Below are 26,949 nucleotides of genomic sequence, written 5' to 3'. Positions count from 1 at the left end.
CGGAGCATAACGTGAGTTTCTTGGAGCGCCTAAAGACAGAGGCATCTGCTGAGTGGCGGGCCTACACTGAGCATCCCTTCACGAACGGATTAGCCGACGGCTCGCTCGCCGAAGCGGCGTTTCGTTACTATCTCGCCCAGGATTACCTGTTCCTCATCGAGTTCGCGCGCGCCTACGCGCTCTCGGTCTACAAATCGCCCAAGCTTGCCGACATGCGTGAAGCAGCGGCCGGTCTTTCGGCCATCCTTGATGTCGAGATGAACCTTCATGTGAGGCTCTGTGCCGGTTGGGGTCTGTCTCCGAGCGACCTTGAACAGGCCCCTCCGGCGGTCGAGATGCTAGCCTATACTCGCTACGTGCTGGATGCTGGAATGCGCGGCGACCTGCTGGCGCTCAAGGTGGCGCTGGCCCCTTGCGTGATCGGGTACGCGGAGATCGCGAAGCGGCTTGCTGCGCGACCCAATGCGGACGCTGCGACGAACCCCTATCGCGTTTGGATCGCCGAGTACGCCGGCGCGCCATACCAAGACGTCGCGGCGAAAGCGGCAGCACACTTGGAACGTCTCGCCGATCTCTACGCCACGCCGGCCCGCGAGGCAGAGTTGATTGCGATCTTCAAGGAAGCCACCCGACTCGAGGCAGACTTCTGGGAGATGGGCTGGCGCGCGGGCCAGCGTGTCGAATAGCCCTTTGGTAATTGTCTGGCCCATAACCTGAAGGTCATAGGTTCAAATCCCATCCCCGATTTGAACCTGCCGTTCAACAGGCTCCTGAGTTTAGGCGGACGATCGGAGGGAATATCGCAGATTTGTGTCGTGTGGGGAGAGGCGGTAGCGGTCTCCCGCTACCAAATTCCATTTAGGATACCGTCTCTTCTTAGATCCAAAGCAAGTCTGACCTTCCGTCGCTGGTGGAGGCGAAGGGGGGTCGGAATTCGGATAGGCCGAATCGGATATGTTGGCGATCGATTGGTGGGAGGTATCAAAAACCTTCGCGGGACCGGCGGCAACGGTGATTGCGGCCGCCGTCGCAGTAACCGTTACCTATCGGTTCGGGAAAATCCAAGCAGGCATCGCACAGTCACAAGCAAGAACGGCGGAGGCTGCGAAGGCAATTGCGCAGTCACAGCGCGATATTGCCTTCGATAAACTCAAGCACGATTTGTTTGACAAACGATACGAGATCTACACGACCGCGCGAGCGCTGATCGAGCATGTCAGTGGCGACAAGTTTGACGGAGTACACGACGGAAGGCTTCGCGAAATGCGTCTCAAGCTCGATGAGGCAAAGTTTTTCTTTCCTCCTAGAGAAACGGCGGTTTTCACAACTATTGAAAAAATGACAGTCGATTATCTCGTAGGCGAAGTGGAAAGAAATCACGCTGAAGACGATCAAGTAGAGCGTTTCAAGGCCGCTGACAAAATGACAGACGCTCTGAAGATCCTCGTCGACCTTTATGCCAGACTCCCCGACCTTATGAAGGACGAACTGGGATTCTCGCAGCTTACATCGGAGTAGTACGTAGGATGGGTAGAGCGCTTGCGAAACCCATCACGTTTCATCGTCCATCAAATCCTGATGGGTTTCGCTTCGCAGCCCATGCTACGGGCGATCGAAACCATACAGGGTCACTTGCAAGCTATTTCCAGTTCGTCCGCATCGCGAAGTGACTCATCCTTGTCGCTGGCCTTCAGGCTGACGAACTTCATGTTTACCCGAGGAGGCACAGCAAAATCCACGTCCAGATACGCCGTTCCCAAACGCATAGTGCTCTGGATGCGCTTTGCTGTCGCCGCGCTTGTAATCAGGGCGGAAACCAGCACGCCGCCGCTCGTTGCCTTGGCCGCGATTGCATTCACTTTTTGAACGTCGGGATTGCCGGTTGATTTCAACCGCAATCGGGCCTTCGGCGGCAGACCCCAGGTGATTTTGAATGTGGTCACGTCATAACCCATCTGTTCGAGGATAGGCAGCGCGTCGCCGACCTGCTGCGTGAATGTGTTGAACTCTGTCATGATCCTGCCGGTCGCGTCGGAAAGGTCTGGTAGCGAGAGGTCAGGCATCGACGGAAGGGAGACGGACGGCATTGAAGGCATGGCGGGTATCATGTCACGCGCGGACTTGGTTATTCCGTCGATCCGGCTTGGAGTGGAAGTTTCCTCACACTGCGCGCTGCAAGTTGCGATAGCTAACAACACGAGTATCAATATTGCTCGCATCTCAATTTTCCTTGGCTAAATCGTTTGCAGACACTATAGAAATCTCTACAGTTTTAGGAAGCAATGATGTTCGATACAATCACAGAGGGCATCAGAAAGTGGCTCGTTGGCCGGTTTGCTTCGGCTATCAAGCATACGACGCGGGCTGAGGATCGGGCGCTCGCCATCCAATGGCTCAGCGAGTCGCGCGCTATCGTCGCCAGTGATCTCCGACCGGTCGAAAAATTTAAGGAGCTGAACGCGCTGATCAGTTCTCGAACGGCTATTGTTGCGATTGCGAAGAGTGTTTCTGAAGCCGTTTCAAACTACCGGAAATCCGATCTTCCGTTGTCGATGAAGATCGCTCTGCCCGCGACATTGGCTGCCGTCCCGTTGGTCGGCGGACATGCAGCGGGTATCGCAGCGTTCGGTGGTGCGCTCGGAGTCCCGGTGCTGTTGCTGATTTTTCTCGGCACGGCGGGCATCACGTCGATCATCGAAGCTGTCGTCACAAGCCCTGAGACACGGCCTCATATCGCCGAGATCATAGAGCTCATAATAGAGGACGAGCGGTTGCGCCGCGCTAGCGCGCAAATGAAGGCTGCGATGAAGGAGCAGCCGATGGACCCGACCCGGTTCGCCGTGCCGGTTGAGGAGTTAGCCCTTCGGAAGCATCTGCTCGGCATGGACCCTTTCCAGTTCGAGCGCCACACCATGAGCTTCTTCGATGCGGCGGGTTTGGAAGCTTGGGCGACGCGAAAATCGAACGACTTCGGCGTTGACGGTTTTGCCGTTCATCCTGATGGATTGATCATCGTCCAATGCAAGCGAAACACAGCAGACAACAAGGTTGGTCGGCCGGCTATCCAACAATTCAAGGGCGTGATTGAGGAGCAAAACGCTCTTCGTGGATACGTAGTCACAACCGCCACATTTACCGACGAAGCAATTCAGTCGGCCAGGCTTTCTGAGAAAATCGTGTTGGTGGACATCGACACGCTTATGCGATGGCACGCGGACGCGCCAACGTTCTGAAAACTTCCCAGGCGGTAGTCCAAATTGTCCGCTCGATTGAGCCGCCGGCCTGTTTCGCCACCCCGTCAACCCCTCTCCGCAAAAATATTCCACTTTACCGAAATTCGGAAATGGCGTATGTGTTGCGGCATCCCGGCTCATCCTTGAGGGGCGATCTCGTTGTCGTCTTGATTGCGAGCCGGGCTTGCGGTGGACGCGGCAGCGTCGGCATGAGAGGTGCGGGCAGGGCGGGTAGTCCCTGTGAGTCCGCGGCCACGTGCGGACGAGCGGCGCTGTCAGGTTCGTCTCGTCTGTAAGTTTCCGGCTCCGTCGACAGGGCCGGGAAAACTGCGGCGAAATGGCGAGCCGTGCGTACGGCAAAACCGTGTGGTCCTGGCCGTCGTCGCTACGGTCAAGCTTTCGCGGAGGTGTGGGGCGCCCAACCGGGTCATCCGCATCGTCAATTCGCTGGAAGTGAGGGAGGCCAGAACGAACTCGGCTCCCGGGAGAGCACGGCATAAGCCGTCAACCCACTGCGCAGGGAAGGCCGAGTGATTGGCACCACCTGTATGCTGCTGTGCGGTTTTCCTGCGCTACCATTTCGCGCAGCGGACCGCGGGTGCGAGGTCAGCACCCGGTCTTCCCTGCGCCCTCTTGGCTTAGAGGGTGGAGTGACCAGGCAAAGCTCGGGCGATTTGCGCCGCGAGGACGCAAAAGCGTGTCCCGCGGGTTGCAATGCCTGTCAGAGGACTGCGATCCCTTCCACCAGAAGTCATTTTTAGAACGACGTTTCATTATCAGAAAGAAGGATGGCGACATAAGGCGCCGTGCCAATAACGAAGCTTTATCGTCGCGAGCTTCACGCATCTTGCGGCACGGCTGCGCCGGCGGTCCGTCGCCGTGCCGGCAGGAAAAACCCGGCAATCGCGCCGGCCAGCGACAGCGTTGCGGCGAGGCTCATCGCGGCAGCAAATCCGCGCTCGAAATGCGCGGCCGAGTAGGCCCCGCCATGGGCCGAGAAGTTCGCCACCAGCGCGGCGATGCCGAACATGCCGCCGAGGAAGCGGCCCATGTTGAAGATGCCGGACGCCTTGCCCATTTCGGCCACCGCGACCGAGCTCAGGATGGCGTTCTGCGCGGCCGGCATCGCCATCGAGACGCCGACACCGGCCAGCACCAGCGGCGCGACCAGGGCGGAGTAGGCCACCGCGGGGCTGACGATCTCGGCGATCCAGCCAAGGCCGATCGCCTGCATCAGCAATCCCGTCACCACCAGCGGCCGCTCGCCGAGCCTGTTGACGACGGCGCCGGCGACCGGGGCGGTGACGAACAGCGTCGCTGTCCAGGGGAGCAGGCGAAGTCCGGCGCCGAAGGCGTCGAAGCCCAGCGTGGTTTGCAGGAACTGCGGCAGCAGGAACAATACGCCATACATCGCGGCGTAGAACAGGACGCTTGCGGACATGCCGGAGGCGAGGGCGCGCGATGCAAACAGCCGCATCGGCACCATCGGCGCGGCCGCGCGCAATTCCCGGAGCACGAAGCCGGCGGTGAACACCAAGCCTGACATCAGCGTACCCATGACCTCGGCGTTCGTCCACCCCACAGCATTGCCGCGCAACAGGCTCCACACCCACGCCAGCGCTGCGAGGGCGACGAGCGCCAGTCCTGGGATGTCCAATGCGGCAGCCGGTCCGAAGCTTTCGCGCAACCGTGCCAGCACCAGGGCGATCGCGATCAGGCCGATCGGCAGGTTGATCCAGAACACCCAGCGCCAGCCGAAATGTTCGGTGATGAAGCCGCCGATGGCGGGGCCGATGATCAGCGCGCAGCCGGTGATGCTGCTGAAAATGCCGAGCGCGCGGGCGCGCTCCTCGCGGCCGAACGTGCCGCTCAGGATCGCCATCGCCAGCGGCATCACCAGCGCGGCGCCGGCGCCCTGCAGTGCGCGGGCGGCGATCAGCGCGGTGGCACTGCCTGCGAGCGCACAGGCCGCCGATGCAACGACGAACAGGGCGATCCCGGCGGCGAACATGCGGCGGCGACCGAAGCGGTCGCCGAGCGCGGCGCCGGTCAGGAGCAGCACGGCGAAGCTCAGGTTGAAGGCGTTGACGGTCCATTGCAGCGTCTCGACCGGGCTGCCGAATTCGGCGCGAATGGCCGCGAATGCCGTCGTGATGATCATGGCGTCCAGCGCCATCATGAAGGATGCCAGCGCGGTGATGCCAAGCACCCAGTTTTGCGCGGCGCGATTGGTCGGGGTCTGCATCGCCCTGTCTCCGTGTGTCGCGCCGCCCTTTCGCGGCGCGTTCTGCGGGCTAGACGAGGCCGGAGTGGCAAAGGATGCGCCCGTAAATAATTTCTCCTGGGGCCGCATCCTTCGCCGGCCGGCAAACGTCTTAGGGGGACGCGGCCATTTACGCGACCTTGATCCGGAGGAGCGCAGCACCGGTTTTCCGACAAGGGTCATGCTAGAATGGAAAGATGGAGCGCGATGAGCGAGCCAGGTCGCGACATCAGCAAGGAGCGCGCGATGAGAAGGACGTTGATCAGGTACAAGGCCAAGCCGGAGCTGGCCGACAGGAACGCCGAGCTGGTTGCGGCCGTATTTGCGGAGTTGAAGGCGGCCGGGCCCGACGGCGTGCGCTATCTGACGCTGCGGCTGGAGGACGACACCTTCATCCATTTTGTCGAGGCCGCGACCGAGGACGGCTCGAGCCCGATCCCGAAGCTCAAGGCGTTTCAGACGTTCCAGGACGGGATCCGCGACCGCTGCGCGGAGCCGCCGCTGGTTCGTGATGTGAGGATCGTCGGCAACTACCGTATGCTGGACGAGTCCTGACAGGCGAGGCGGAGGAGCAATGGCGTCAGACCCGCTGACTACCATCGATATCGAGGCCCTGCTGGCGCGGATGCGACCGAAACTGCATCGCTACTGCGCCCGCATGGTCGGCTCGGTCATCGATGGTGAGGATGTGCTGCAGGATGCGCTGATCAAGGCGATGGAGGCGCTGCGATCGGTCACGCCCGTCGTCAACACTGAGGGCTGGCTGTTCCGCGTCGCGCACAACACCGCGCTGGATTTCCTGCGTCGCCGCAACCGGCAGGAGGCGCTGCATTCGGCTGAGGAGGTGGAGATGATTGCCGACCAGCTCGATGATGTGGAAAGCCGCCAGATCGCCGCGACCGGCCTGCGCACCTTCATGCGACTGCCGGTGACGCAACGGTCCAGCGTGATCCTGATGGACGTGCTCGGCTGCTCACTGGCTGAGGTCTGCGACATCATGGATTTCAGCCTGCCGGCGGTGAAGGCCGCGCTGCATCGCGGACGCACGCAACTGCGTGAGTTCGCCGGAGAGCCGGACGATGTGCCGCAGCCGGGCCTGTCGGACGCCGATCGGGCGCGGCTCAACGCCTATGTCGGCCATTTCAATGCCCGCGACTTCGACGCGATCCGCGCCATGATCGCCGACGACGTCAGGCTCGAACTCGTCAACCGCACCAGGCTGAAAGGCAAGGCCGAGGTGTCGAACTACTTCGGCAATTACTCGAAGGTCAGCGACTGGCACCTGGTGACGGGGCAGGTCGAGGGACGTCCCGCGATCCTGGTGTTCGATCCGAATGAGCCGGGCGGGCGGGCGAAATATTTCATGCTCCTCGACTGGTCCGCCGGCAAGCTCGCCACCATCAGGGATTTTCGTCACGCAGCCTATGTTGTCGATGGTGCGGAGTGCGTGGTGGATAGAGGTCCCGACGAACGCTCTTCGGGATAAGTCGAGCGGATCGACCTGCCCCTCTCAAGGCTGAAACAGGGGTTCGATTCCCCGGACGCTTCGCTCGCAATGACGAGTGGAGAGAGCTCACTGGCTCCGCCGGCTCATGCTGCCGCAGCCGAAACCGCGCTGCCGCATTCGAACTGACGCGCCTTGCGCGCGAGCCCCTCACAACATCATCAACACCGATCGCATGCCCGCGTCGGATGCTGCGCGTCCAACAAGACGCCAACTCCGCTTGCAATGTTTAGTAAATGGTGGTTCACTAAACAAATCGAGCCTGCCGGGCCTCTAGAATCCGGGTGGCGCGAGGAAACGCTAGTTTAGTTATTCAGCTCGTCACGGACTGTGTCGCTCTGCTCGAAGCATTCGGGCGGACAGGAAAGCCGCGCCACGTCGATGGCCGGCCCACTCGGAGGGAACGTGCAATGCAACGGACAATGAAGACGCTTGTTGTGGCATGCGGGGCTGTTGCCGCCGCATTCGGCGTCGGAGCGGGCACCACGCCCGCGCAGGCGCAAGGCAAGACCATCACGCTGTGCTGGGCCGCATGGGACCCCGCCAACGCGCTGGTCGAATTGTCGAAGGACTTCACCGCGAAGTCGGGCATCGGCATGAAGTTCGAGTTCGTGCCGTGGACCAATTATGCCGATCGCTTCCTGAACGAACTCAATTCGCACGGCTCGCTGTGCGATCTCATCATCGGCGATTCACAATGGATCGGCGGCGCTGCGGAGAACGGCCAGTACGTCAAGCTCAACGATTTCTTCAAGAAGGAAGGAATCAGCATGGACGACTACATGCCGGCCACGGTGATCGGCTATTCCGAATGGCCGAAGAACACGCCGAACTACTGGGCGCTGCCGGCGATGGGCGATGCGGTGGGCTGGACCTATCGCAAGGACTGGTTCGCGCGGCCGGACGTGCAGAAGGACTTCAAGGCCAAATACGGCCGCGACATCGGCGTGCCGAAGACGCTCGATGAGCTCCGCGACATCGCGCAATTCTTCCAGGGCCGCGACATCGACGGCAAGAAGGTCTATGGCGCCTCGATCTATACCGAGCGTGGCTCCGAAGGCATCACCATGGGGGTCTCGAACTACCTCTACGACTACGGCTTCAAATACGACGATCCGAAGAAGCCCTATGCGATGGACGGGTTGGTGAACTCGGCCAGCGCGGTGAAGGGGCTCGAGGCCTACAAGGAGCTCTACAAGTGCTGCACGCCCCCCGGCGCTTCCAACTCCTACATGTCCGAAGGGCTTGACGCCTTCAAGTCCGGCCAGGTCGCGCTGCAGATGAACTTCTTCGCCTTCTTCCCGGGCCTCCACAAGGACCCGAATGTCGGCGGCGACAAGATCGGCTTCTTCGTCAATCCGGCCGGTCCCGCCGCGCAGGCAACTCAGCTCGGCGGCCAGGGCATCTCGGTGGTCTCCTACTCCAAGAACCAGCCCGAGGCGCTGCAATACATCAAGTGGTTCTCCGGCGGCGACGTGCAGAAGAAGTGGTGGGCGCTCGGCGGCTATTCCTGCGCCAAGTCCGTGCTGAACGATCCGAGCTTCTCGACCAGCGCGCCGTTCGCCAAGGAGTTCCTGCAGTCGATGGGAATGGTCGTCGACTTCTGGGCCGAGCCCTCCTATGCGCAACTCCTGCAAGCCGAGCAGAAGCGCGTGCATGACTACGTGGTGGCGGACAAGGGCACCGCGCAGGAAGCGCTCGACGGTCTGGTGAAGGACTGGAAGGCCATCTTCAAGGAAGAAGGCAAGAAGTTCTAGGGCAACCGCCTGGAGCGCACGCGAGCGCGCTCCAGGCTCTCTTCGGCCACGTCGGCAGCTGTCGCATAGCTGATGGTCCCGGCGCGAGGATCGACCAAAGCCATGAACGATTTGAGCGCTTCGTCGCAGATCACCTATCGGGCCGTTCCGGTCCGGCCAGCCGTGGCGCGTCGTATCCGGGGCCTGTCGGACCAGGCGCTCGCCTGGCTCTTCATCACGCCGACAATCGTGCTGCTGCTGGCGATCAATATCTTCCCGCTGGTGTGGACGATCTATCTCTCGTTCACCAACTACCGCGCCAATCGGGCGAACGCGCCGACGATATGGCTGGGCACCGACTGGTACCAGTCGATCCTGACCGATCCGGATATCTGGGCGGCGATGCAGGTGACGGCGCATTTCGTGATCTGGACCGTGCTCATCGAGACCGTGCTCGGATTTGGTCTTGCCCTCCTCATCGACAAGAAATTCCGCGGCCATGGCATGTGGACCACGATCATTCTGCTGCCGATGATGCTCTCGCCGGCCGTCGTCGGCAATTTCTGGACCTTTCTCTATCAGCCGCAGATCGGATTGTTCAACTACGTCGTCGCCTTCTTCACGGGACGCGCGGCCTCGTCGTTCCAGATGCTGGGCGACGTCACGCTGAGCCCCTGGGCCATCGTCGTCGTCGATGCCTGGATGTGGACGCCCTATGTGATGCTGATTTGCCTCGCAGGCCTGCGCTCAATCCCTGATTACATCTATGAGGCGGCGGAGGTCGACCGCGCGTCGAATTGGCGGCAGTTCTGGTCGATCACGCTGCCGATGGCGCTGCCGTTCATCATGCTCGCGGTGCTCTTTCGCGGTATCGAGAACTTCAAGATGTTCGACATGGTCAACCTGCTGACCGGCGGTGGGCCGGGCTCGACCACGGAAGTTGCCTCGATCACGCTTAAGCGGGCAGCCTTTGAGAGTTGGCGAACCGGTTATTCTTCTGCCTTCGCAATTATTCTGTTCGTGACGGTGTTCGGCCTCGCCAACATCTACGTCAAGGCGCTGAACCGGGTGAAAAACCGATGAGTGTCGCAAATGCAGCCCATTCAGTCGTCGAACCATCGGCCGGCACGCGCCGCTTCGCCGGCCTGTTCGTCATACTCTATGCCATCATCACGATGATTCCCCTGGTATGGATCGTGCTCACCTCGTTCAAGTCGCCCGACGATGCGATCTCCTATCCTCCAAAGATACTGTTCAAGCCGTCGCTCGAAGGCTACTGTAATCTATTCACAACCCGCTCGCGCCAGACGCCGGAATTCATCCAGACGCTGGGCCAGCCGCACGGGCTTTGCGACAGCATCGCCCGCAGCCGCAATATGGTTGTGGCCGGGCCGTCGAACTATGTCCCGCGTTTCGTCAATTCGCTGATCATCGCGTTCGGTTCGACGATGCTCGCCGTCGCACTAGGCACATTATCAGCCTATGGGTTCTCGCGGTTCCGCGTGCCGCTGAAGGACGACCTGCTGTTTTTCATTCTGTCGACGAGGATGATGCCGCCGATCGCGGTCGCGATCCCGATCTACCTGATGTACCGCACCGTCGGACTGTCGGATACCCGGCTCGGGATGATCCTGCTCTACACGTCCGTCAACGTTTCGCTCGCCGTCTGGCTTCTGAAGGGCTTCATCGACGAAATCCCGCGGGAATACGAGGAGGCAGCGATGATCGACGGCTACACGCGGTTTCAGGCCTTCGTGAAAGTAGTGCTGCCGCAGGCGACAACAGGAATCGCAGCGACGGCCATCTTCTGCCTGATTTTTGCGTGGAACGAATACGCCTTTGCGGTACTTCTGACCTCCGGCAACGCGCAGACGGCGCCGCCTTTCATTCCGATCATCATCGGCGAGGGCGGGCAGGACTGGCCAGCAGTAGCCGCCGGTACGACGCTCTTCCTGGTGCCCATCGTCGTGTTCACGGTGCTGTTGCGCAAGCATCTTCTGCGCGGCATCACCTTTGGAGCCGTCCGCAAATGAGCCTCGATGCGAACACATCCGTCGCGCGTCGCGGTCTTGCAGATCGGGTTCTGCGCCGTGCTCCGTTAGAGGCCGCAGCGACCGCGATCATCGCCGCGGGCGTGGTCATGCTGATGCAGCCAGTCTCGCTGACACTGTATTCCTGGTCGTTTGCGACGACCCTGTTCGGCACGGTGATGTTCACCATCGTCTCGAAGGTTCGGGAGTAGGGCGCGATGGCACAGATCAGGGTCGAGGCGCTCGACAAATCCTTCGGGACGTTCCATGCGGTCAAGTCCGCCAGCTTCACGGTGGAGGACGGCCAGTTCCTCTGCCTGCTCGGACCGTCCGGCTGCGGCAAGACCACAACGCTCCGCATGATTGCGGGCCTGGAGCTGCCGACATCCGGCACCATCCGGCTCGATGGCGAGGACGTGACGATGAACCGCGCCTCGGCGCGCGATATCGCCTTCGTGTTCCAGCTGTTTGCGCTCTATCCGCACATGAATGTCCGGCGCAATATCGGCTTTCCCCTGAAATGCGAGGGCATCGGAGCGGCGGAGCACGATCGGCGGGTGGTGGAGGCCGCGCGTATTTTGCGTATCTCCCATCTCCTCGACCGGTCGGTGTCGGGCCTCGCCGGCGGCGACCGGCAGCGCGTCGCACTTGGGCGAGCCATAGTCCGCCAGCCAAAATGCTTCCTGATGGACGAGCCGCTCGGTGCGCTCGATACCGAAATGCGCGAGGCGATGATTCATGAATTGCGCGGGCTGCATGACCGGCTGGGCGCGACGACCGTGTATGTCACGCATGATCAGCTCGAGGCGATGGCGATGGCCGACATGATCGCGGTGATGAATAATGGCATCGTTGAGCAGGTCGCGAGCCCGCGCGACATCTACGACCGGCCTGCTTCGCTCTTCGTCGCAGACTTCATCGGTTCACCGCCTATGAATTTCCTGCCGTTCCGCGGTCGACTTGAAGTCGGCGCGCAGGCGATCTGGCTCGGCGAGCGCGAAGTTGCAATTCCTGCTGCACGCGAGGCGCTGGTGGAAAGCGACCTCGTCCTCGGGGTCCGGCCTGAGCATGTGCGGTTCACCGATCGCGGCATGGTGCGGGGTGAGGTTTATGGGTCGGAATATCTCGGCACGACGCAGATCGTGACCGTTACGACGCGTTACGGCGCGCTCAAGGCCCGTTCGCCCAGCAGCATATGCTTTCGGACTGGGGAAAGTGTCGGGCTGGACTTCCGGCCGGATACGCTCTCGGTCTTCGACAAGGCGTCGGGCCGGGCCATCCGCACTGCGTTGTATGAAGGAGGTGCGCATGGCTGAAGTTGAGATCAGGGCGGTCTCCAAGGCGTTCGGCCGGACTCACGCCGTCGTCGACCTGTCGCTCTCGGTTGGAGACGGCGAATTCGTTGCGTTGCTGGGGCCGACGGGTGCCGGCAAGACGACGGCGCTGCGACTTGTCGCCGGACTGGAGACGCCAGACAGCGGTTCGATCCGGATCGGTGGACGTGATGTGACCGGCGATGCGCCGGCCGATCGCGACGTCGCCTTCGTCTTCCAGCAATATTCCTTGTATCCGCATCTTAGCGTGTTCGAGAACATGGCCTTCGCGTTACGCGCGCCGATCCGCCGCGTACCCGAGGCCGAGATTCGCGCGAAGGTGCAGGAGGTCGCGCGTCTTCTCCACATCGAAACCAAGCTGCACAACAAGGCGACGCAGTTGTCGGGCGGGCAGATGCAGCGCGTCGCGATCGGCCGGGCCTTGGTGCGCTCGCCCTCGATCTATCTGATGGACGAGCCACTCTCCTCGCTGGACGCCAAGCTGCGCGGCGAAATGCGCCTCGAACTCAAGCGCATCCAGACCGATCTCGGCGCCACGATCCTCTATGTCACCCATGATCAGACGGAAGCGATGACCATGGCTTCGCGCATCGGCGTAATCGAGGCGGGCCGGCTGATGCAGATCGGTACGCCGCGCGAGATTTACGAGAATCCGATCAACGCCCATGTCGCCGCGCGGCTTGGCCAGCCGATGATCAACCTGCTGCCGGCGGCTCTATTTGCCGGCATTCCGCCCGGCGCCAAGACCATTGGCGCGCGCACCGAGCACCTGATGATCGCACGCAGCGGCGGAGACGTGTCGGCAACCGTCACGCGAGTCGAACATCTCGGCGACCAGAGCCATCTCCATCTCGACCTCGGCGGCCGGCCGGTCGTGACGTTGGCCGACCCCGAGGCGAGGTTGGGCCCGGGAGACATGGTGTCGCTCCGACTCAACAAGCCGCTGTTATTCGATGCGGCCGGCGGGAGGGTGGCGGCATGAGTCTCGATCGGGCTGCCAGGGAAAAGCTGGTGCGGGCATTAGCGGAATCCGTGATCCAGCACGCCGACGAATTGACCAGCCTCGATCAGGCGATCGGCGACGGCGATCACGGGCTGAACATGAAGCGCGGCTTCGAGGCTGTGCTCGCGACACTGCCCGGCCTTGCTGACAAATCGCTACCGGAAATGCTGAAGGCGATCGGAATGACGTTGGTCATGAAGGTCGGCGGCGCTTCCGGGCCGCTGGTTGGCACTTTCTTCATGGAACTAGGTAAGGCGCTTCCGGAGCAGTCGATCCGAGCGGATCTCGTCGCGGCGACGGCGAAGGCGATTGATGCCGTCAAAGCGCGCGGGCGCTCGGAGGCGGGGCAGAAAACCTTGCTGGATGTGCTGGTGCCGGTGCAGGTCGTGTTGGCCGGGGGCGGCGATGCCAAGGCGATAGCTGCGGAAGCGGCGCAAGCGGCCGATCGTACCACGCCCATGCTTGCGATCCGCGGCCGTGCGTCCTTTCTCGGCGAACGTTCTATCGGTCATATGGACCCTGGTTCGCGTTCGGCGTCCCTTTTGATCGGCGCGGCAGTCAAGGTACTGGAATTCGAGGCAAGTTCATGAACAGTTCAAATTCCGGCAATGTCGGGATCGTTATCGTTTCACATTCGCCCAAGATCGCGGAAGGCGCGGCGGATATGGTGCGCCAGATGGTAGGCAGCGCCGTGCCGCTTGCCTGGACAGGAGGCGACATCGATGGAGGGCTCGGCACGAATGTCGCCGGAATCCTCGAGGCGATCGAGACGGCCTGGTCGCCCGCAGGCGTGGCGGTGCTGGTTGATCTCGGCGGCGCGGAGACAAATTCCGAAATGGCCGTAGAAATGCTGCCTGAAGATCGACGGGCGCGCGTCGTCGTCTGCAATGCCCCGGTGGTCGAGGGAGCTGTGATCGCGGCAACCGAGTCTTCGGGTGGCTCGCCGCTTGCCGCCGTCAAGCGTAGCGCGGAGGAATTCTATGCATGATGCTCACGCCAGCCGGCCGAGCGAAACGCCGGTGCCGCTGACAGCCTCGGCGGTTCTCGTCAACAAAGTCGGACTTCACGCGCGGCCGTCGGTCAAGCTCACGCAGTGCGCGAAGGGTTTTGCCGCGAAGATCGAGCTTGCCCTCGCGGTGGACGGGCCCTGGACGGACGCAAAGAGCCCGGTGAAGGTGATGCGCGTGAAGGCGCCGCAGGGCGCAACGCTGCATTTCCGCGTTACCGGGCCCGATGGCAAGGCAGCGCTGGCTGCCGTACTGGCGCTTGTGCATGATGGTTTCGGCGAGGCCTGATCGCGGTGGCAGAGATTCATCTCATCGGCCGTACTGCCTCGCCTGGCCTCGCGATCGGACCGGTCACCATGCTGACTGCGGCTGTGGCCAGGCGAACGGCAAGCGACGATCCCGCGCAGGAGGCCGCGGCACTGCGGGCTGCGATTGAAGGCGCGAGGGCGGAGATCGCCGAGCAGATCAAGACGATTCAGGGCGAGGTGGCCGACATCCTGGAATTCCAGGTCGCCATGCTCGAGGATGACGCGCTGGCGGATCCTGCATATGGGGTCATCTCGGAGGGGATCACTGCCGACCACGCCTGGCGCTTGGCACTCGATGTGGAGATAGCTGGCTATCGCGCTGCTGAAGATGAATATTTCCGTGCCCGGGCGGCTGATATCGTCGACATCCGCGACCGCGTGCTCGCGCATCTGAGCGGCGTGGATACGGTCGCCAGGATTACCAGCGGCTCGATCGTAGCGGCTGACGACATCACGCCTTCCGCTTTTCTTGCCGCTGACTGGTCGCACGGCGGCGCCATCGCGCTGGCTGCGGGCTCACCTTCCTCGCATGTTGCGATGTTGGCGCGGGCGCGCGGGGCGCCCATGGTCGTTGGGCTCGGCCCACTGTCGTGGAACGGACAGCCACCGGCGTTGGCGCTCGTCGACGGCGATGCCGGCACCGTGATCTTCGATCCCGAGCCGGAAACGCGCCGCCTGTTCGAGCACCGCATGGCGGTTGCGAATGCTGCGCAAGCCGCCGTCGATGCCGGCCGCCTCGACTCGGCACGCACGGCCGACGGCCAGCGGATCGCGGTCCTTCTCAATATCGCCGCGCCCGAAGACCTCGTTGGCCTCGATCCTGCAATCTGCGACGGCATCGGCCTCGTGCGTACGGAATTTCTGTTCGAGGCGTCTCAAGGCCTGCCGGACGAGGATGCGCAATATGCAGTCTATCGGCGCATTCTCGACTGGGCCGAGGGAAGACCGGTGACGATCCGCACCCTCGATGCCGGCGGCGACAAGCCGATCGCCGGCTTGACGATCGATAGCGAGCGCAATCCGTTCCTCGGCCTGCGCGGCATCCGTCTCTCGCTCGCGCGGCCGGACGTGTTTCGGGTGCAACTGCGGGCACTGTGCCGTGCGGCTGTGCACGGGGCGCTGAAGGTGATGCTGCCGATGATCGCGGTCCCTTCGGAGCTCGACCGTGCCAGTGCCCTGCTGGATGCGGAGTTCACGGCGCTCAGGGCGGAAGGGATCGCCTGCGCCCGACCGCCGCTCGGCATCATGGTCGAGGTCCCGGCGGCGGCGCTCCGCGCCGAGGCTTTCGGCGCGGCGTTCTATTCCATCGGCTCGAACGACCTGACCCAGTACACGATGGCGGCGGCGCGCGACATCGGTGCCGTCGCGGACCTCAACGACACCGGCAATCCGGCGGTGCTGGCGCTGATCTCCCGGACTGTCGAGGCCGGACGAAAGCGTGGCGTGGAGGTCTCGCTCTGCGGTGACGCCGCGGCCGATACGCGCCTGACCACGGCGCTGATCGCCACCGGGTTGACAACTCTCTCCGTGTCGCCGATTGCCGTCGCGCGGCTCAAGGCCGCAATCGCAAAGGTGCGTTCATGACGGATGAAGCAGGCGAGGATACCCGCGCGCCTGGTGACAGCAATGTGGCGGATTACAAGGCCATCCTGCGACGGGTGCTCGACAATCGGCCCTCGGGGACGCGGCTGAAGCTGGCGGCGGCGCTGGGCAAGAATCGCTCCTTCGTGACCCAGATCACCAATCCGGCGTATCTGGTGCCGATTCCGGTGAAGCATGTCGCGATCATCTTCGAAGTGTGCCATCTGTCCGGCGCCGAGCGCGCGGCATTCCTCCAAGCCTATGGACGCGCGCATCCCGGCCGGCTGCGTGCACCCCACCGCGAAGCGCACACCCGCACCGTCTCGGTGACCGTACCCGACCTCGGTGACGACAAGAAGAACCGCGCGCTCGAACAGCTGATCGTGGATTTCGCTGCGCAACTCGCGCGCTATGCCGAAAGTGTGGGTTGAGCCATTGATTTGAACTTCAGACGAGATGGGGAGGACGTTCATGAAAAAGCTGATCAACAGCACCGATACGATACTCGAAGAAAGTCTGGACGGTTTCGCGGCAGCCCATGCGGGTATCCTGCTTCTTGGTGCCGAGCGCAAATTCGTCCGGCGCCGCACGTTGAAGCCAGGCAAGGTCGCGCTGATTTCGGGCGGCGGCTCCGGACATGAGCCGCTGCATGCGGGCTTTGTCGGCCTCGGCATGCTCGATGCCGCTTGCCCCGGTCAAGTCTTCACCTCGCCGACACCGGACCAGATGATCGAGGCCGCGGAGGCCGTCGACACGGGCGCAGGCGTGCTCTTCATCGTCAAGAACTACGAAGGTGATGTGATGAATTTCACCATGGCAGCCGAGATGGCCGGGCGGGAAGTTGCGAGCGTGGTGACCAACGACGACGTGGCGGTGGAGAAATCGACCTATACGACCGGTCGTCGCGGCGTCGCGGGGACATTGATCGTGGAAAAAATGGTCGGCGCTGCAGCCGAGACCGGAATGCCGCTTGCCGCTCTCGCGGCGCTCGGCGAAGAGGTCAACCGGCGCACCCGCTCGATGGGGGTGGCGCTGTTGCCATGCACCGTGCCGGCGGCAGGGCGGCCAAACTTCGCATTGGCCGACAATGAAATGGAAATGGGCGTCGGCATTCATGGCGAGCCCGGCCGGCGCAGGGTGCCGTTGGCGTCCGCCGATGCAATCGCCGCCGAGCTGCTCGATGCGATCCTGAAGGATCTTGCGCCCGGCAAGGGGAGTGAAGTGCTGCTTCTCGTCAACGGGTTTGGTGCAACGCCTCTGATCGAACTCTATCTGATGGTCAATGCCGCAAAGCGGATTCTGGACGGCGCGGGGGTGGCAGTGGCGCGCTTCCTGACCGGTTCCTACGTCACATCCCTCGACATGGCCGGTGTCTCGATCACCGTATCTGTGCTCGATAGCAAGTCGACGAAATTATGGGATGCGCCGGTGCAGACCGCAGCTCTGCGGTGGGGCGTCTGATCTCAGCTCGCGGCTTGGTTTTGACCGCAAACAATGACTTATCGACTCCGCTCCCGCGAAACTGAGCCTCGTCGTTCCCACCGAGAGAAAAATACATCGAGAGTTCAATGCAGCTCTCGCGGCTCAATTGTCGGAATGGACATTGGCGTTCCTGGCGAATCATATGCCGCTCAATCAGCGGCTCCGTGGGAATCGTGAATTTTACGTCGGCGCACGGGCGTGCGTGGACCACGTGAGAACGGCGGGTTCTGGCGGGCTATCAAGGCGCGAGGTCGGGAGTTAAGCTGCCCTCCGGTAAGAGAACAGCGCCTCCACAGTAGTGCGTTTAGCCGTGTAGCGGTCTCCCGCTACCAAGGCTGCGATTTTTCACGAAGATCTACGATCTTGTACGTTTTCTTACCCTAGATTTAACGCCCCAGCGTCGGCATATCAGCATCGTCCGCAACGATTGTTTGCTGCGCGTACCTAAGCTGTCTTGCCGAAATTTGGCGGCGATGAAGTGGGCCACTTTGGGTTCGGCCGCGCCGCCAAGCTCGCTGATGGTGTCCTGAACGGCCGCTATTCATCATGCGTCGGGCCTGCCGGAGGTGATCATGAGTTCTATGCCAACCATCACAGCGGCTCATCATCGAGGAAGCGGTTCGGCACATTCTCAGCGACGCAAGGGCGGCGCTGCTGCGGCGCGTCGCGATCGATCCCTTGACCGCGCCGCCGACCGGCGAGCCGCAGACGCTCTGCTATCACCGCGGCCAGACCCGCGGCCTCGACGGTCAGGGCCGCCGATCCGCTTCACGGCCAAACATTCGTGCTCGAGGTCGGCGCCACCGGACGCCCCGAGCCACGCATCAGGCTAGCCCGAGCACTAAACCCGAACTTCGGATATAGATCACGATTTTGGTTGTTCACCAGTTTTCCCCCATCTAGGATCGCGCGCACAACAAGCGCGAGCCCTGAAGCCTCGCACGATGAGGGAGAAAACGATGAACCGCATTCGTGCGTTGGTGCCGGCGGTGTGCGCATTGGCGCTGCAGCTTTTCCTGCCGATAAGTTCCGGTCACGCGCAGGGCATTCCGCAGAACATTCCCCGCAAGGAACTGCTGATCCTGGAGAACCCGGAAGGCACCATCAAGAACGCCGGCTGGTTCAACATCTGGGCGATCAATGCCGGCGCGCAATCCAACGGCTTGCAGCAGGCCGCGCTCGATACGCTGTGGTACATCGATCCGGAAAGCGGCATCAACGGCGTCTGGGAGAACGCGCTCGCCGCCGACAAGCCGCAATACAATGCCGATTTCACCGAAATGACGGTGAAGCTGAGCAAGGGCATCTTCTGGAGCGACGGCGTCGAATTTACTGCAGAGGACGTGCTGGCGACGGTGATGCTGCAGATCAAGAATCCGGGGATGCGCTACAGCGCGGTGATGGCCAGCAACGTCGCCTCGGTCGAGGCGCCGGATCCGTATACGGTGGTGTTCAAGCTCAAGAAGCCGAATTCGCGCTTCCACGCCAACTTCACGGTGCGCTGGGGTGCGGTCTGGATCCTGCCCAAGCACGTGTTCGAGAAAGTGCCGGATCCGGCCAAGTTCGACTTCAACAAGCCGATTTCGCTTGGCGCCTATGTGCTGCACAGCTTTGACCCCGACGGCAAATGGTACATCTGGCAATTGCGTGACGACTGGCAGCGCACCACGCTGGGGCGCTTCGGCAAGCCGGGTCCGAAATATCTTGCCTATGTCGATCCCGGACCGCCCGACAAGCGCGTGATCGCGCAGCTCAACCACGAACTCGACGTCATCCATGACATCGCGCCGGAAGGGATGTTCGCCCTCGCCAAGCAAAGCAAGAGCACCCGCGCCTGGTTCAAGGGGTTCCCCTACGGCCATCCGGACCCGACGCTGCCGGCGGTGATTTTCAATGACCAGAACGAGCTGTTCAAAAACCGCGACGTCCGCTGGGCGCTGGCGCTGCTGATCGACATCAAGGCGGTGTCGATGGCGTCCTATCGCGGCGCCGCCACCATCTCGGCGATCGGCGTGCCGCCGACCGGGACGCATCCGGCCACCTACCATCAGCCGATGGAGGAATGGCTGAAGAGCTTCGAGATCGATACCGGCAAGCGCACGATCAAGCCCTACGATCCGACCATCGGCAAGCAGATGGCCGACATGCTGCGGCCCTCGATGGGCGAGCAGATCCCGTCGGATCCGAAGGAGATCGCCCGCGCCTTCGGCATGGGCTGGTGGAAGACCGATCCGCAGGCCGCCGCCGAACTCCTCGAGAAGGCCGGCTTCACCAAGCGCGGCGGCGCCTGGTCGACGCCGGACGGCAAGCCGTTCACGGTGCGCGTAATGGTTGAGGGCGATCTGCGGCCAGTGATGACCCGCGCCGGCACCATGATCGTGCAGCAGTGGAAGCAGGCCGGCATCGATGCCAAGATCGACGTTGCGCAAGGCACGCTGCCGACCCGCCGCGCCGCCGGCGATTTCGACAGCTTCATCGGCTGGAGTGTCGAGACCTGGGGCGGCCATCAGGACCTGTCGTATTTCCTCGACAGCTGGCACTCGCAGTTCGTTGCCGAGCCCGGCAAGTCGCAGCCGCAGCGCAACTGGCAGCGCTGGTCCAACCCCGAGCTCGACAAGATCATCGAACAGACCCGCAGCGTCGGCTTCGACGATCCGAAGTCGATCGAGCTCGGGAAGGAATACGTCAAGCTCGCGGTCAAGGAGATGCCGACCATTCCGCTGATGGCCTACAATGTGTTCACGGCAATGGACCAGACCTACTGGACCGGCTACCCGACCGCGGAAGATCCCTACACCGATCCGGTGCCGAACTGGGGCAACTCCCGCTACATGTTCGTGAAGCTGAAGCCGGCGCATTAATCCGGCAGCGCCGTTTTCTTATCCCTCCTCGCAAGGGGAGGGATCGCAAGCCGCTCACCGCTCAAGCAATGAACTCATGAACGGATATCTCATCTACATCGTGCGGCGGCTGGGGCAATTCGTGCTGGTGGTGTTCATCGGCATCAATCTCGCTTATGTGATCACCCATGCCACGCCGATCGACCCGGTCGAGCAGTCGATCTCGGCGGCGACCTCGTTCGGCAACACCGCGCCGGATGCCATCGAGCAGATGCGCACGTCACTGCGGGAGCTCTACGGGCTCGGCGGCTCGCCGGTCGAGCAGTATCTGGTGTTCTGGAGGCGCATCCTGCGGGCGGATTTCGGGCCGTCGATGTCGGCGTTCCCGACGCCGGTCTCGACGCTGATCGGTCGCGCGCTGCCATGGACCGCGGGTTTATTGATGATCTCCACCATCATCACCTGGGTGCTCGGCAACCTGCTCGGCGGGCTCGCCGGCTACTACCAGAAGAGCCGCGGCCTGAAGCTGATGGGCGTGATCGCGATGGGGCTGCATCCGATCCCCTATTACATCCTGGCGCTGCTGCTCCTGATCGTGTTCGGCTTTCTGTGGCCGGTGCTGCCGATCGCCGGCGGCTCGGCGATGAACCTGCCGCAGACCTGGACCTGGGACTTCATCTCCAGCGTGCTGATGCATGCCATCCTGCCAGCGCTGTCACTGATCCTGATCGGCATCGGCAGCTGGTTTCTCGGCATGCGTTCGCTGGTCTCAAACGTGGTGACCGAGGATTATGTGGTCTACGCCGAACTCGGCGGCGTCGACCGCCACCGCATCCTGACCTCCTATGTGATGCGCAACGCGCTGGTGCCACAGGTCACCGGGCTGGCGATCTCGCTCGGCGGCATCTTCAACGGCGCGGTCATCACCGAAAAGGTGTTCGGCTATCCCGGCATCGGCTCGCTGCTGGTCGATGCGGTATATGCCGGGGACTACGGCTTGGTGCTCGGCGTCACCACCATTTCCATCGTCGGCGTGTCGATCGGCGTGCTCGCCATCGATCTCCTGTATCCGCTGCTCGATCCCAGGGTGAAGGTGCGTTGATGCTGCGGATCCTGCGCGACCTGCTGCGCTACAACCCCGAATTCCGCATCGGTATCGTGCTGGTGGGTTTTGTTCTGATCCTGTCGGTGTTGGCGAGCTTCTCGCCCTATCCGCCCGATCAGGTGTACGTGGTTCCGCCGGACGTGCCGCCGTCGCCGACCTACTGGTTCGGCACCACCTCGCGCGGCCAGGACGTGTTCTGGCAACTGACCTTCGCGATCCGCAACACCTTGCTGTTCGGAGGTACCGTGGCGCTGATCAGTCGGGTGCTGGCGCTCGTGATCGGGCTTGTCAGCGGCTACAAGGGCGGCTGGATCGACCGCGTGCTGATGTCGATCAACGACACCTTCATCGTGATCCCGCTGCTGCCGATCCTGGTGCTGTTCTATTTCGTTATGCGCGATTCGATGTCGTGGCTGATTCTCGCACTGATCATGGCCTGCCTTGGCTGGGCCTATGACGCCCGCCTGATCCGCTCGGTGGCTATGAGTCTCAAGACCCGGGAGTTCACCCAGAGCAGCGTGTTCTCCGGCATGAGCACTCGCGAGATCCTGGTGCAGGAGCACCTGCCTTACGTGATGCCGATCGTGTTCTCAACCACGATGAACAACATGGTGTGGTCGATCGGGCTTGAAGTGACGCTGTCGGTGCTCGGCTTCACCGACATCAACACCCCGACGATTGGCGGAATGATCTACTGGGCCAACCAGCATACGGCGATGGTCGCCGGCATCTGGTGGTGGATCGCCTTTCCGACGGCCGTCGTCGTCATGACCTTCATCGGCCTGTTCCTGCTGGCGGTGTCGATGAATGAATACATCGATCCGCGCAGCCGTCTGAGCCGGATGGGAGGCGCCTCATGACGGCCTCGCCCGCCCTGCCGGCTCGTCCCGATGCGGCTGCGCCGATCCTGGCGGTGCGTGACCTCAAGGCGCATTTCCGCACCAATCATTTCGGCGTCAAGCGCTACGTCAAGGCGGTCGACGGCATCAGCTTCGACGTGCGCCGCGGCGAGATCTACGGTTTCGCCGGAGAATCCAGCTCCGGCAAGACCACGCTGATCAAGACCATCGCCGGGGCCATCAAACCGCCGCTGGAGGTGGTCGGGGGCACCGTCGATTTCGCATTCCTGCCGGGCTACGGCGGATTGCACCGGGCGCCGCCGGCCGAAGTGGCGCGGATCCGCTGGCGGCATCTGTCCTACATCATGCAGGGCTCGATGAACGTGCTCAACCCGGTGCGCCGGCTGCGCGCGACCTTTGCCGATTTCGCCCGCTCGCATATCGATGGCAGCGACAGCCAGTTCGAGCGGGCCGTGGTCGATCATCTGGCGCGGGTCAAGCTTGATGCCTCGGTGCTGGCAGCCTATCCGCATGAACTCTCCGGCGGCATGCGCCAGCGCGCCACCATCGCGCTCGCCACCATCTGCCGCCCCGATTTCATCATCGCCGACGAGCCGACCACCGCACTCGACGTCGTGGTGCAGAAGGACGTGCTCGGCATGATCCGCGGCATCCAGCGCGAGATCGGCTCCTCGGTGCTGTTCGTCACCCACGACATGGGCGTGCATGCCCATCTCACCGACCGGCTCGGCATCATGTATGCGGGCCGCCTGGTCGAGGAAGCCGCGACGGCGGAGATCTTCCGCCGGCCGCTGCATCCCTATACGAGCCACCTGATATCGAGCCTGCCCCGGATCGGCGACGAAATCCAGCGCAAGGGCCTTGAAGGCTCGCCGCCCAGCCTCGCCGACCCGCCGCCCGGCTGCCGTTTCCATCCGCGCTGCCCGCTGGCCATGGAGGTTTGCAGCCGGCGCGTGCCCGACATGGTCGAAACCGAGCCCGGCCATCGCGTCGCCTGCTTTGCCGTCAACGGGGACCAGGCTTCATGAGCGACGCGCTGCTCGAGGTTTCGCACGCCACCAAGGTGTTCAGCCGCGGCGGGCTGCTGTCGAGCCGGCGCATTGTCGCCGTCAATGACGTCAGCTTCCGGATCGAGGCAGCACGGCCGGAGATATTCACCATCATCGGCGAGTCCGGCAGCGGCAAAACCACGCTGTCGCGGATGATCCTGAACATCGAGCAGCCCAGTGCCGGATCGCTGGTGTTCGACGGCACCGATCTTTCCACCGTCCGCAGCAACCGGGACCGCCTGGCGTTCATGCACAAGGTGCAGCCGATCTTCCAGAACCCGTTCGAGGCGTTCAATCCGCTGAAACAGCTCGACCGCTACCTGTTCATGACGCGGCGGCGATTTTCCGCGGCCGTCGGCCAGGACGCGCTCGAAGCCGCCGTCGACGAGGCGCTGCGCAAGGTCGGGTTGTCGCTGAAGGAAGTGCGTCATCGCTACCCCCACGAGATGTCCGGCGGGCAACTGCAGCGCGTCGCCATCGCGCGCGCGCTGCTCTCAAGCCCGAAACTGATCGTCGCCGACGAGCCGGTGTCAATGGTCGATGCCTCGCTGCGCATGTCGATCGTCAACCTGTTCAGGGCGCTGCGCGATGATCTCGGCATCTCGATCATCTACGTCACCCACGATCTTGCCACCGCCTATTACATCAGCGACCGCATCATGATTATGCAGAACGGCCGCGTGGTCGAAAGCGGCGACGCCAGAACCGTGCTGAACGCCCCGCAACACCCCTATTCGCAACAGCTGCGCGCCGCCGTGCTCCTGCCCGAAGTTGCCGGCGGGACAGCGCCGGCCAATTCGCCGTCAACGTAACACCAGGCACCGCATCGGAGAGAAAAGTGAGAAAAGCAAAAGTTCTGATGGACCGCGATTTTGTCATCGGCCAGACCGATCCGCGCCTGTTCGGTGCCTTCGTCGAGCACCTCGGACGTTGCGTCTACGGCGGCATCTACGAGCCAGGCCACAAGACCGCCGACGAGAAGGGATTCCGGAAGGACGTGCTCGATCTGGTGAAGGAGCTCGGTCCCACCATCATGCGCTATCCCGGCGGCAATTTTGTTTCCGGCTACAATTGGGAGGATGGTGTCGGCCCGGTCGACAAGCGGCCGGCGCGGCTCGACCTTGCCTGGTTTACCACCGAGCCGAATACGTTCGGCACCAACGAGTTCATGGACTGGTGCAAGGTCGCCGGCGTCGAGCCGATGATGGCGGTGAACCTCGGTACCCGCGGCGGCGACGCCACGCGCAACCTCGTCGAATATTGCAACCATCCCGGCGGCACCTATTGGTCTGACCTGCGCCGCGCCCATGGCTGGGAGAAGCCGCACGGCGTCAAGTTCTGGTGCCTGGGCAATGAAATGGATGGTCCCTGGCAGATGGAATACAAGACCGCGGCCGCCTACGGCGCCGTGGCGCGGGAAGCCGCCAAGATGATGCGCTGGGTCGATCCGACCATCGAGCTCGCCGCCTGCGGCTCGTCGGCGCGCAACATGCCGACGTTCGGGCATTGGGAAGACACCGTGATCGAGCACACCTTCGATCACGCCGAATACATTTCGCTGCACACTTACCTCAACAACTACAAGCAGGACACCGCCGCCTTCCTGGCCGCCCCCGACCTGATGGACAGGTTTATCGACGAGGTCGTCGCGATCGCCGATTCGGTAGCGGCGAAGCGCCGCTCGACCAAGCGGATGATGCTGAGCTTTGACGAATGGAACGTGTGGTATCGCACCCGGCGCAAGCGCGCCGACCGGGTCAAGGAAGGCTGGCCGGTGGCGCCGCCGATCCTGGAGGAGATCTACACCATGGAGGACGCGTTGGCGTTCGGCGGCGCCTGCATCTCGCTGCTCAACCATGCCGACCGGATCAAGTCCGCCTGCCTCGCCCAATTGGTCAACGTGATCGCGCCGATCATGACCGAGACCGGCGGACCGGCGTGGCGGCAGACCATCTTTTTCCCGTTCGCGCATATGAGCCGGCTCGGCCGCGGCAAGGTGCTGCGCGCCCAGGTCGAGTCCGAGACCTACGATTCGGCCTATTACGATCCGCGCGGTACCGACGAGCAGACCTTCCCGGTCAGCAATGTGCCGTACCTGAAGCTGGCGGCGGTCGCCGGCGAGAGCGGCGGCCTCTCGCTGTTCCTGCTCAACCGCGACCTCAGCCAGGAGATAGATATCAGTCTCGAAGCCAGGAGTTTTGGGCGGCTCGCGGTTGGCGAAGCGCTTGAACTGCGGCATGACGACCTCCAGGCGACCAACACCAAGGATGCGGTGGAGCGCGTCAAGCCGGCTCCACTGCAGGGCGTGAGCGTGGAGGGCGGCCAGATTCGGGCTCGGCTGAAGCCGGCGTCGTGGAATGTGATTCATTTGTACGCGAACTGACATCGCGGATCCCGAGCCGGTGCGGTATTGCCGGCTCGGACAGCGAGGACTCCAGCATGCTCGACAGGAATTCGGATCCGAAGAAGCGGCCAAGACTCGCCGGCAAGCGGGAACGGGCACGGGCCGTGCCGAAGTCGAACGGTATCCGCAGCTTTCTCAACGTCGATCCCGAGCAGCAGTTCGAGATCGTCCGCGGCCTCGCCTCACCGGTGCGGGTGCGCATCCTGCGGCTGCTGCGGCGGCGCGGTCCGCTCAACGTCAACCAGATCAGCGAGGCGCTGGGGCTGCCGCAATCGACCATCGCGACCAATATCCAGATCCTGGAGGAGTCCGAACTCATCGACACCGAGATCGGTCGTGCCCGCAAGGGCCAGCAGAAGATCTGCGCCGCTCGGTTCGACGAGATCGTGATCCGGCTCGATGGTGAGGAGACCAGTCGGCAAAAGGACATCATCGAGGTCGAGATGCCGGTCGGGCTGTACACCAGTTATAATGTCTCGGCACCCTGCGGGCTGTGTTCGACCAAAGGCATCATGGGCGTGCTCGACGTGCCCGACCTGTTTCTCGATCCGTGCCGGGTGCAGGCCGCCCTGATCTGGTTCGGGCGCGGTCATGTCGAATACAAGTTTCCCAACAACGCAAAAGTGCTGAATGCCAATGTCGAGGCGCTCGAATTCGCGCTGGAGCTATCGTCGGAGGTGCCGGGCACCAATGCCGACTGGCCCTCGGACATCAGCCTGTGGGTGAATGAGGTCAAGGTCGGCACCTGGACCTCACCGGGCGACTACGGCGATCGCCGCGGCGTCCACACCCCGCGATGGTGGAAGCTCGAAGGCTCGCAATACGGCGCGCTGACCCAGTGGCACATTTCCCCAAAGGGCACCTACATGGGAGCGAAGAAGCTGTCGTCGGTGACCCTGGCCCAGTTGCGACTCGCCGAGCACCATTCGATCCGGCTGCGCGTCGGCATCGACGACGACGCGGCCCACCCTGGAGGGGTCAACATCTTCGGCCGCGGCTTCGGCAATCACAATCACGATATCCTGATGCGACTGCACCTGAAGTAGGGACCGGCCCCCCATCGGCGCGACCAGCCGGGTTGCGCGTGCCCTCTTGAGCGTCCAGAGGAGATCAAACGTGTGCTCTACAGAGGACGGGACCGGTGCGCTACTGTCCTGCAGAGTCGTGCTTCGCGACGACGCACGCCATGTCTCGAGCACGGCGCGATATC

At 62.7% G+C, this 26,949-nt stretch carries 27 protein-coding genes; 25 read left to right on the top strand and 2 right to left on the bottom strand.

Features of this window, described 5'->3' with window-relative positions; all coding sequences use genetic code 11:
• Nucleotides 1-11 precede the first annotated feature (11 nt).
• Nucleotides 12-686 carry a thiaminase II gene (tenA, locus tag ABID59_RS27650; RefSeq protein ID WP_354085552.1) on the top strand — a complete coding sequence of 225 codons (675 nt, stop codon included), beginning with the start codon at nt 12-14 and terminating at the stop codon, nt 684-686.
• Between the two features lie 268 nt (nt 687-954).
• Nucleotides 955-1,518, top strand: coding sequence for a hypothetical protein (locus ABID59_RS27645; RefSeq protein ID WP_354085485.1), 564 nt, complete (start codon nt 955-957; stop codon nt 1,516-1,518).
• Nucleotides 1,519-1,628: 110 nt separating this feature from the next.
• Here ABID59_RS27645 and ABID59_RS27640 read toward each other — a convergent pair whose 3' ends face one another.
• On the bottom strand, nt 1,629-2,015 hold the full coding sequence (locus tag ABID59_RS27640) for a hypothetical protein (RefSeq protein ID WP_354033149.1): 387 nt from the start codon (nt 2,013-2,015) through the stop codon (nt 1,629-1,631).
• Here ABID59_RS27640 and ABID59_RS27635 point away from each other — a divergent pair.
• Nucleotides 2,014-2,238: a hypothetical protein gene (locus ABID59_RS27635; protein ID WP_354033148.1), complete on the top strand. Its 225-nt coding sequence runs from the start codon at nt 2,014-2,016 to the stop codon at nt 2,236-2,238. The genes ABID59_RS27640 and ABID59_RS27635 overlap by 2 nt on opposite strands.
• Nucleotides 2,239-2,285: 47 nt before the next feature.
• A complete protein-coding gene (locus ABID59_RS27630; protein ID WP_354085484.1) occupies nt 2,286-3,233 on the top strand; it encodes a restriction endonuclease in 948 nt (315 codons plus the stop codon).
• Nucleotides 3,234-4,071: 838 nt separating this feature from the next.
• Here the strand turns inward: ABID59_RS27630 and ABID59_RS27625 are convergent.
• The gene (locus tag ABID59_RS27625; protein ID WP_354085483.1) at nt 4,072-5,478 is read right to left on the bottom strand and encodes a DHA2 family efflux MFS transporter permease subunit; all 1,407 of its coding nucleotides are present in this window, start codon (nt 5,476-5,478) and stop codon (nt 4,072-4,074) included.
• Nucleotides 5,479-5,742: 264 nt separating this feature from the next.
• Between ABID59_RS27625 and ABID59_RS27620 the strand changes: the two genes are divergently transcribed.
• From ABID59_RS27620 to ABID59_RS27520, 21 genes are all read left to right on the top strand, one after another.
• Nucleotides 5,743-6,051 (top strand): hypothetical protein, encoded by a 309-nt coding sequence (locus ABID59_RS27620; protein ID WP_148750844.1) that lies wholly within the window; start codon nt 5,743-5,745, stop codon nt 6,049-6,051.
• Between the two features lie 19 nt (nt 6,052-6,070).
• Nucleotides 6,071-6,982, top strand: coding sequence for a sigma-70 family RNA polymerase sigma factor (locus ABID59_RS27615; protein WP_354085482.1), 912 nt, complete (start codon nt 6,071-6,073; stop codon nt 6,980-6,982).
• Between the two features lie 428 nt (nt 6,983-7,410).
• Nucleotides 7,411-8,757 carry an ABC transporter substrate-binding protein gene (locus ABID59_RS27610; RefSeq protein WP_354085481.1) on the top strand — a complete coding sequence of 449 codons (1,347 nt, stop codon included), beginning with the start codon at nt 7,411-7,413 and terminating at the stop codon, nt 8,755-8,757.
• Nucleotides 8,758-8,859: 102 nt separating this feature from the next.
• Nucleotides 8,860-9,819, top strand: a complete 960-nt coding sequence (locus ABID59_RS27605) for a carbohydrate ABC transporter permease (protein ID WP_354085480.1) — start codon at nt 8,860-8,862, stop codon at nt 9,817-9,819.
• A complete protein-coding gene (locus ABID59_RS27600; protein ID WP_354033143.1) occupies nt 9,816-10,769 on the top strand; it encodes a carbohydrate ABC transporter permease in 954 nt (317 codons plus the stop codon). The genes ABID59_RS27605 and ABID59_RS27600 overlap by 4 nt, the downstream gene beginning before the upstream one ends.
• Entirely contained in the window at nt 10,766-10,978 is a 213-nt protein-coding gene (locus ABID59_RS27595) for a hypothetical protein (RefSeq protein ID WP_354085479.1), read from the top strand. Before ABID59_RS27600 ends, ABID59_RS27595 begins: the two co-directional genes overlap by 4 nt.
• Before the next feature lie 6 nt (nt 10,979-10,984).
• On the top strand, nt 10,985-12,082 hold the full coding sequence (locus ABID59_RS27590) for an ABC transporter ATP-binding protein (protein ID WP_354085478.1): 1,098 nt from the start codon (nt 10,985-10,987) through the stop codon (nt 12,080-12,082).
• Complete coding sequence (locus tag ABID59_RS27585) at nt 12,075-13,082, top strand: ABC transporter ATP-binding protein (RefSeq protein WP_354085477.1); 1,008 nt, start codon at nt 12,075-12,077, stop codon at nt 13,080-13,082. The genes ABID59_RS27590 and ABID59_RS27585 overlap by 8 nt, the downstream gene beginning before the upstream one ends.
• Nucleotides 13,079-13,693 (top strand): dihydroxyacetone kinase subunit DhaL, encoded by a 615-nt coding sequence (gene dhaL / locus ABID59_RS27580; protein WP_148750852.1) that lies wholly within the window; start codon nt 13,079-13,081, stop codon nt 13,691-13,693. Before ABID59_RS27585 ends, dhaL begins: the two co-directional genes overlap by 4 nt.
• Complete coding sequence (gene dhaM / locus ABID59_RS27575) at nt 13,690-14,091, top strand: dihydroxyacetone kinase phosphoryl donor subunit DhaM (protein WP_148737929.1); 402 nt, start codon at nt 13,690-13,692, stop codon at nt 14,089-14,091. Before dhaL ends, dhaM begins: the two co-directional genes overlap by 4 nt.
• The gene (locus ABID59_RS27570) at nt 14,084-14,398 is read left to right on the top strand and encodes an HPr family phosphocarrier protein (RefSeq protein WP_148750854.1); all 315 of its coding nucleotides are present in this window, start codon (nt 14,084-14,086) and stop codon (nt 14,396-14,398) included. Before dhaM ends, ABID59_RS27570 begins: the two co-directional genes overlap by 8 nt.
• Nucleotides 14,399-14,403: 5 nt before the next feature.
• Complete coding sequence (gene ptsP / locus ABID59_RS27565; protein WP_354085476.1) at nt 14,404-16,002, top strand: phosphoenolpyruvate--protein phosphotransferase; 1,599 nt, start codon at nt 14,404-14,406, stop codon at nt 16,000-16,002.
• The gene (locus tag ABID59_RS27560) at nt 15,999-16,430 is read left to right on the top strand and encodes a hypothetical protein (protein ID WP_354033138.1); all 432 of its coding nucleotides are present in this window, start codon (nt 15,999-16,001) and stop codon (nt 16,428-16,430) included. The genes ptsP and ABID59_RS27560 overlap by 4 nt, the downstream gene beginning before the upstream one ends.
• Nucleotides 16,431-16,470: 40 nt before the next feature.
• Nucleotides 16,471-17,460, top strand: coding sequence for a dihydroxyacetone kinase subunit DhaK (dhaK, locus tag ABID59_RS27555; RefSeq protein WP_354085475.1), 990 nt, complete (start codon nt 16,471-16,473; stop codon nt 17,458-17,460).
• A 980-nt stretch (nt 17,461-18,440) separates the two neighbouring features.
• Complete coding sequence (locus ABID59_RS27550; protein ID WP_354085474.1) at nt 18,441-20,342, top strand: ABC transporter substrate-binding protein; 1,902 nt, start codon at nt 18,441-18,443, stop codon at nt 20,340-20,342.
• Between the two features lie 76 nt (nt 20,343-20,418).
• Nucleotides 20,419-21,423, top strand: a complete 1,005-nt coding sequence (locus ABID59_RS27545) for an ABC transporter permease (RefSeq protein WP_148750860.1) — start codon at nt 20,419-20,421, stop codon at nt 21,421-21,423.
• Nucleotides 21,423-22,286, top strand: coding sequence for an ABC transporter permease (locus ABID59_RS27540; RefSeq protein ID WP_354085473.1), 864 nt, complete (start codon nt 21,423-21,425; stop codon nt 22,284-22,286). Before ABID59_RS27545 ends, ABID59_RS27540 begins: the two co-directional genes overlap by 1 nt.
• Nucleotides 22,283-23,314, top strand: a complete 1,032-nt coding sequence (locus ABID59_RS27535) for an ABC transporter ATP-binding protein (protein ID WP_354085472.1) — start codon at nt 22,283-22,285, stop codon at nt 23,312-23,314. Before ABID59_RS27540 ends, ABID59_RS27535 begins: the two co-directional genes overlap by 4 nt.
• Nucleotides 23,311-24,147: an ABC transporter ATP-binding protein gene (locus tag ABID59_RS27530; RefSeq protein ID WP_354085471.1), complete on the top strand. Its 837-nt coding sequence runs from the start codon at nt 23,311-23,313 to the stop codon at nt 24,145-24,147. The genes ABID59_RS27535 and ABID59_RS27530 overlap by 4 nt, the downstream gene beginning before the upstream one ends.
• A gap of 26 nt (nt 24,148-24,173) precedes the next feature.
• A complete protein-coding gene (gene arfA / locus ABID59_RS27525) occupies nt 24,174-25,718 on the top strand; it encodes an arabinosylfuranosidase ArfA (protein ID WP_502916832.1) in 1,545 nt (514 codons plus the stop codon).
• Between the two features lie 56 nt (nt 25,719-25,774).
• Nucleotides 25,775-26,785 carry an ArsR/SmtB family transcription factor gene (locus ABID59_RS27520; RefSeq protein WP_354085470.1) on the top strand — a complete coding sequence of 337 codons (1,011 nt, stop codon included), beginning with the start codon at nt 25,775-25,777 and terminating at the stop codon, nt 26,783-26,785.
• Nucleotides 26,786-26,949 lie beyond the last annotated feature (164 nt).

It is taken from the genome of Bradyrhizobium sp. S3.3.6, from assembly GCF_040546905.1.
GTDB lineage: Bacteria > Pseudomonadota > Alphaproteobacteria > Rhizobiales > Xanthobacteraceae > Bradyrhizobium > Bradyrhizobium cytisi.
The sequence above is the reverse complement of the archived record's forward strand: the minus strand, read 5'-3'. Positions and strand labels throughout refer to the sequence as shown.

Coding starts and splice junctions, on each gene's coding strand:
- ABID59_RS27530 (WP_354085471.1), top strand. CDS start 23,311: ATGAGCGACGCGCTGCTCGAGGTTTCGCACGCCACCAAGGTGTTCAGC.
- ABID59_RS27595 (WP_354085479.1), top strand. CDS start 10,766: ATGAGCCTCGATGCGAACACATCCGTCGCGCGTCGCGGTCTTGCAGAT.
- ABID59_RS27585 (WP_354085477.1), top strand. CDS start 12,075: ATGGCTGAAGTTGAGATCAGGGCGGTCTCCAAGGCGTTCGGCCGGACT.
- ABID59_RS27610 (WP_354085481.1), top strand. CDS start 7,411: ATGCAACGGACAATGAAGACGCTTGTTGTGGCATGCGGGGCTGTTGCC.
- ABID59_RS27560 (WP_354033138.1), top strand. CDS start 15,999: ATGACGGATGAAGCAGGCGAGGATACCCGCGCGCCTGGTGACAGCAAT.
- ABID59_RS27620 (WP_148750844.1), top strand. CDS start 5,743: ATGAGAAGGACGTTGATCAGGTACAAGGCCAAGCCGGAGCTGGCCGAC.
- ABID59_RS27550 (WP_354085474.1), top strand. CDS start 18,441: ATGAACCGCATTCGTGCGTTGGTGCCGGCGGTGTGCGCATTGGCGCTG.
- ABID59_RS27635 (WP_354033148.1), top strand. CDS start 2,014: ATGATCCTGCCGGTCGCGTCGGAAAGGTCTGGTAGCGAGAGGTCAGGC.
- dhaL (WP_148750852.1), top strand. CDS start 13,079: ATGAGTCTCGATCGGGCTGCCAGGGAAAAGCTGGTGCGGGCATTAGCG.
- ABID59_RS27615 (WP_354085482.1), top strand. CDS start 6,071: ATGGCGTCAGACCCGCTGACTACCATCGATATCGAGGCCCTGCTGGCG.
- ABID59_RS27645 (WP_354085485.1), top strand. CDS start 955: ATGTTGGCGATCGATTGGTGGGAGGTATCAAAAACCTTCGCGGGACCG.
- ABID59_RS27625 (WP_354085483.1), bottom strand. CDS start 5,478: ATGCAGACCCCGACCAATCGCGCCGCGCAAAACTGGGTGCTTGGCATC.
- ABID59_RS27605 (WP_354085480.1), top strand. CDS start 8,860: ATGAACGATTTGAGCGCTTCGTCGCAGATCACCTATCGGGCCGTTCCG.
- ABID59_RS27640 (WP_354033149.1), bottom strand. CDS start 2,015: ATGACAGAGTTCAACACATTCACGCAGCAGGTCGGCGACGCGCTGCCT.
- ABID59_RS27540 (WP_354085473.1), top strand. CDS start 21,423: ATGCTGCGGATCCTGCGCGACCTGCTGCGCTACAACCCCGAATTCCGC.
- ABID59_RS27600 (WP_354033143.1), top strand. CDS start 9,816: ATGAGTGTCGCAAATGCAGCCCATTCAGTCGTCGAACCATCGGCCGGC.
- ABID59_RS27545 (WP_148750860.1), top strand. CDS start 20,419: ATGAACGGATATCTCATCTACATCGTGCGGCGGCTGGGGCAATTCGTG.
- dhaM (WP_148737929.1), top strand. CDS start 13,690: ATGAACAGTTCAAATTCCGGCAATGTCGGGATCGTTATCGTTTCACAT.
- ABID59_RS27630 (WP_354085484.1), top strand. CDS start 2,286: ATGTTCGATACAATCACAGAGGGCATCAGAAAGTGGCTCGTTGGCCGG.
- ABID59_RS27570 (WP_148750854.1), top strand. CDS start 14,084: ATGCATGATGCTCACGCCAGCCGGCCGAGCGAAACGCCGGTGCCGCTG.
- ABID59_RS27535 (WP_354085472.1), top strand. CDS start 22,283: ATGACGGCCTCGCCCGCCCTGCCGGCTCGTCCCGATGCGGCTGCGCCG.
- ABID59_RS27590 (WP_354085478.1), top strand. CDS start 10,985: ATGGCACAGATCAGGGTCGAGGCGCTCGACAAATCCTTCGGGACGTTC.
- dhaK (WP_354085475.1), top strand. CDS start 16,471: ATGAAAAAGCTGATCAACAGCACCGATACGATACTCGAAGAAAGTCTG.
- ABID59_RS27520 (WP_354085470.1), top strand. CDS start 25,775: ATGCTCGACAGGAATTCGGATCCGAAGAAGCGGCCAAGACTCGCCGGC.